A 5486-nucleotide genomic window follows, 5' to 3' on the forward strand; every position below is an offset into this window, starting at 1 on the left:
CTAACATCTTGGCATCTCTACCGAGATCATAACCCAAGGTACCTCCATTTGGCGTGGTCACCAATTGTCTATGGTAAGTCCCTTGCTCACTTTCAAATTCAAATCCTAATCTAATTACAGGTTGAACCGTAGTGAACTTCCCTGTTCTAAAAAATGTGGCTCCACTAGAACTGGTATTCGAAATACGCATGCTATTGGTAAAAGTAATATTCCCTCCTGCAGTTCCCCCAACAACAACAAATCCTTGACCAGGCTTGATCACATTTGTAGGTACACTAGCCGAAGTGACCCCAGGAGCTGCCGCTCCTACTCCACCCGCTCGTGTCGCATAGCCCCCATTGTATTGATCTTGGAGGTGAGATTCTCCAGTAGGTTGATCCCAAAAATAAATAGTTCCATTGGTTGTGTTATTGTTTAGCATGGCTGTATTGAACACATCTCCATCAATGGCTGATGGATAAGGGTTTCCAACAAGTGCATAATCATTTGTTGCTACATATAGTGGTATAATGTTTCCATTGTTTGGGCTACCGATAAAATTGAAATCATTGGCTTGATTGGTACCCTTCATCGTAAACCCTGTTCCAGGGAACAAAGGTCTAGTTTCATTTATTTTGGTATAGGTTGCGGGGCCATTAAGAATATAAAACCAAACACTACTCAAGGTCGTCCCAAATCCATCTGAATCCGTACTTATAAAAGTTGGATTTGTATTGTCTCCAAGCGTAAGGCCAGTATTGAACTTTAAATTTGCCGACAGACGATAAGAACCTGAGGTATGAACTGGAGAACTCAAAAAACTATATCTATATCCAGAACTCGTGGCATCATCTATTATTTTATACAACAATCCTGATCCTGTGTTGGTATTTGTAACCTCTGTCTGGATGAGTTCTGCATCGCCTTCCAAATAAAGATCTCCGTCTAAAACCAATTCATCAACCTCCATAAACATTCCATCTGGTATGGTGAGGATGGCACCTGAATTTATGGTCAGCACAGCACATCCAAAATTAGCACCTATGGTTGCATTGGTTTTGATCAGTACATTATTTTGTGAATCAGAAAGACTTGGTGCTCTATTTACCCAGCCATTCTCATATATATGCTCAAAAACTGTTACGTTGATCGTTCTTGTCAATGCAGTAGCATTGTTTCCTGACACATCAGAAACATTATAAGTCAAAATATAAGTTCCTATGGTACTGGTATCCACAGTTCCACTTACGGTAATATCACCTGTAATATCACCTTCTTCGTCATCAAAAGCAGTAGCTCCAGCATCCGTATAAGGAGTTGTAGCCTCTAAGGTCACAATGTTATCCCCTAAAAGGGTAAGCACAGGTGGGTTGTTGTCTATCGTAAAACCTATATCGACTACCTGGTTGCTATTGTTTCCTACCAAATCAGAAAATGCACTGCTAGATTGATCTAACAAAGGGGTGGTCAATGCCGCAATTTCTGTGTTGGTTGTGGCGTCAAGCGTTATCGAAATGGAGTTTGAATCTGCACTAGTGTTTACGGTAGCATTTTCAAGAGAAATCTGATCTAAACTACCAAACTCATGCACAGACAATTTGGTCAAGTCAATTGAAGTAATATCAATAACTTCGGAGAGTAACAATACTAGTTTTGAAGAAGATGAGGAATAGATGGCAGCATTGACAGATGGCGCAACATTATCAAATTCAATGGTTAAGGTATTTGAGGCAGTGTTGCTGATGCTACTCGTTGCCAAATCTGTACAAATCCCTGCGGGTATATCAACAGATATCGTTCCGGGTGAAACTACATTGACATCAAATGTGTATTGTGATGCTGATACTTGAGTAAAAGAATTTGAATTTACACTTCCGTTTGTGACTTGTATGTCGGGAATAGCATTATCTGGTATGTCTACTCCATAATTCTCTACATAAAATGTTCTATTAGAGGACCCCGAACTTCCACTTGAAATGATCACTTTACTTCCTGAACCTCCGTTATTGGTGTCAAAACTAATTTGACCCAAATGTACACCATTGACCAAAATATCTGCATTTCCTAGCCCTACAGGTACTCTTACCTCAAAAGCATACCAATCTCCCTGACTGATATTTGGTCTACCTCCTAAACCATCTAATGTTACAGAAAAAGATCCACCATCGACCACTCTAATTCGAACTTTTCCATTTACAATTTCATGTAAAACTCCGTAACGTTTGTCAACAGCATCATCTTGTAATCCGGTAAAAAAACCACCTTCACCTCCAGGCCCAGTTTCCATCCTAAAGGTACCACTAAATGTCGCTCCATAAGCATTGATGTCGCTCCAATTCGAAGAATCTAAAGGAATTTGCGCACTTACCAATCCGTTGTTAATGTCATCTTGAAATTTCACTACTGTCTTTTGAACACCAAGAACATTCTGACTTTGTGTAGTAATCTTGTTGGTTGTTGTGTGCGTCCATGCAGGAGTGTTTACATTTGGCACCCCAACTGAACCGAAAAATCGAGCTTGAAATCCTGTCAAATTAAAATCTTGAACCTCCTGGTCAAAATTAACTGTTACAGGAATCGAGGTAGCTGTTGTTGGTGAAGATACTGAAGATGACAAAGTAGGGACTGGTGCTTGTGCAAGCAGTTGAGTCAAACTAATGATGGACAGTAAAAAAAACAAGCCTTTACCAAATTTCATGAGCTGTATATTTTGAAAATCTAATCTAAAAGATTTTATATTATAATTGGGTTAAATCTATAATTGCCAATAAAAATAAACAAAAAAATTGATGCGTGATATTTTATACTAGATTTTACTTAAAATTATAATATTTTATCTTTATTTTGTATTCAATAGACAACCCAAATATGAACACAATACAATCCACAAGCTATCCTGTTTATTTTCAAAACAATGGCTATGATGCGATCAACTCATTCATCAGCAAAAAAGACTTTAAAACTGTTTTTGTTTTGGTAGATGAAAACACGCACAAACACTGTTTACCTATTCTTCAACAAGAAATCACAGTAGATGTTGTTCTTGAAATCATTGAAATTGAATCAGGAGAAGTCAATAAAAACCTAGGTACTTGTATGAGTATTTGGCAAGCCCTAACTGATTTAGGTGCAGATAGAAAAAGTTTACTGATCAATATGGGAGGTGGCGTGATTACTGACATGGGAGGATTTGTGGCTTCTGCTTACAAGCGTGGAATTCAATTCATAAATATTCCTTCAACGCTATTGAGCATGGTAGATGCTTCTGTTGGTGGTAAGACTGGAGTAGATCTAGGGGTCTTAAAAAATCAAATCGGTTTGTTCGCAGATCCTGAAATGGTGGTGATAGATACGTTGTATTTAAAATCACTTTCTGAAAAAGAAACAACTTCTGGAATGGCAGAAATCATTAAATATGGTTTGACCTATGACAGCAATTTATGGAATGGATTTACCACTCCAAAGAACAAATTAGGACTAGAGGCTTTGATCCATAGGTCCATAGAAATAAAAAATGAAGTCGTCTTAGAAGATCGACTAGAAAAAAGCTTGCGTAAAATCTTAAACTTTGGCCACACCATTGGTCATGCTGTTGAGTCTTATTTCTTGGATACTGATCACAAAACAAATTTAACCCATGGAGAAGCTATCGCTTTGGGTATGATCACCGAGGCTTACCTCTCCACGAAGCTACTTGACTTTCCAGAAAGCGATTTAGCTGTAATAAAATCCACCATTGTCAATATTTTTGGAAAAGTTCCGGTTTTAACAGAAGATTACGAAGCGATCATTGACTTGATGAAACATGATAAGAAAAACATAAATGGTCAAGTATTTTTTGTGTTGCTTAGAGGAATTGAAAAATATGAAATAGATTGTAAAGTACCTGTAGCACTTATCTCAGAATCTCTCGACTACTACAGAGCTTAGCACTAATTTCAATCACAAAAAAAACCTACTTCTTTTAAGCGAAGTAGGTTTTTTTTTGAGATTGAATAAAATCTTATTCTGTCTTGAAAGACCAAACATCACTTGTGGCTTCACCCCCACGGTTGTCTTTTGAAACGACTTTCCAGTAATAGGTTTGACTTGATTCGGTCGTGATTGTAAGGGATTCATTGACCCCGTCAGACTTTATTTTTTCAATGCTCTCCTCGCGTGTACCAAAATAAACATCGTAAACTAGAGGATCGTTTACATCCTGATCATTTGCTGTCCACGATAGTAAAACTTCTCCTGAGCCAACTAATTGATCCGGCAAGGGAGTTTTTAGCACAGGTGTAAATGGAATATAATTTACTGCACCTGTTCCCTCTGTGTAAAACTGAAAAGGTGATGAAAATTTACTTCTTTGTCCTGCTACAACAGCGCAAACTCTCCAATAATAAGTTTGATCTTTCTCAAAACTAAAAATCCTAAAAGCCTCTTGACTTTCATATTCTTTTGCTGTGCTAGAAAAATTTTCTTGATCAGAAACCTGAATCAAATAAGTAACCTCAGCCAAATCTTGATCCTCAGACATTCTCCAAGACAGCCTTAAGTTTGAGTCTATACAAAAGGAGTTATCCGCTGGAGTCAGCAAGACAGGCACTTCAAGATTGTTCTCAACACCGTTTGACTTTGAGCAAGAAAGAACACTAATAAATAAAGAAAAATAGAATAAATATTTCATTTTTATCGTTTTATAATTTTTAAAATACTGTTTTTCACAACCTGTGATTTGAGATAATAAACACCCGCAGGTAGATGACTCAGATCAATCGTAATGATATTGTTTGTAGGCGTGTATACTTTTGAAAGAATTAGTTTTGACAACGTATTGTAAACCTCAATAGATACCTCTTCACTTTGATCAGATAAATAGATATTGATTTTGTCCTTTGTAGGATTTGGATACATCCTAACCTCTTGCTCTAAAAATACTTGCGTACGATAGGAACCTTCGCAATCATTATCAGAAAAAACTTCTAACACATCTCCGTTTACAACAGGAATAGTGATGTTTGACGCTGAGGAAGTGAGGATCTTCTCTCCGTTTACAAAAACTTTATACGGAGCAGTACCTTGTTCTACTTCAATACTTGAAACTTTATTTTTCTCAACACTTGTTACACTTACACTATTGCTTGCTTCAATAACCAATTCATAACACTGCTCATACTCCTTTCCCAAAACCTCAATACACAATTGATAATCTCCAGGGCTTAAATTAGGGATAGACAAATCATCACCTATAAAATCATAAGATTTGTTATTCAACTTGGCTAAATAAGTATAAGCGAGTTTGGCCTCAATATCTATCCTTCCATTTTCTTTATTAGGACATGTTTCTCCTGTGGTTTTGATTTTAAAATTATTTGTAGGTAGACTGAATGTTCCACTACCATTACAACTCTCCCCAACCGTATAAGAGAAAAACTTCGTCACAGCTAAACCTCCTGCAAAATCAACTTTACATGCATAGGTAATGGTTTGGCCTGCAGTTAAATTTCCTACTTTTTTGGTAA

The 5486-nt window shown here is 37.1% G+C and carries 4 protein-coding genes; 1 reads left to right on the plus strand and 3 read right to left on the minus strand.

The genetic code is table 11. The annotated features are described in order from the left end of the window. Positions 1-2677, minus strand: a 2677-nt coding sequence (locus ABF281_RS06945) for a DUF5011 domain-containing protein (protein WP_347180955.1), incomplete at its 3' end; no start/stop codon positions are given. Between the two features lie 170 nt (positions 2678-2847). Between ABF281_RS06945 and aroB the strand changes: the two genes are divergently transcribed. Then, on the plus strand, positions 2848-3909 hold the full coding sequence (gene aroB / locus ABF281_RS06950) for a 3-dehydroquinate synthase (RefSeq protein WP_347180956.1): 1062 nt from the start codon (positions 2848-2850) through the stop codon (positions 3907-3909). A 73-nt stretch (positions 3910-3982) separates the two neighbouring features. Here aroB and ABF281_RS06955 read toward each other — a convergent pair whose 3' ends face one another. Together ABF281_RS06955 and ABF281_RS06960 are read right to left on the minus strand one after the other, a co-directional pair. After that, positions 3983-4651 (minus strand): fibronectin type III domain-containing protein, encoded by a 669-nt coding sequence (locus tag ABF281_RS06955; protein WP_347180957.1) that lies wholly within the window; start codon positions 4649-4651, stop codon positions 3983-3985. A 2-nt stretch (positions 4652-4653) separates the two neighbouring features. Beyond that, positions 4654-5486, minus strand: an 833-nt coding sequence (locus tag ABF281_RS06960) for a T9SS type A sorting domain-containing protein (protein WP_347180958.1), incomplete at its 5' end; no start/stop codon positions are given.

The sequence above is a fragment of the Wenyingzhuangia sp. genome (genome assembly GCF_039768515.1).
Lineage (GTDB): Bacteria > Bacteroidota > Bacteroidia > Flavobacteriales > Flavobacteriaceae > Wenyingzhuangia.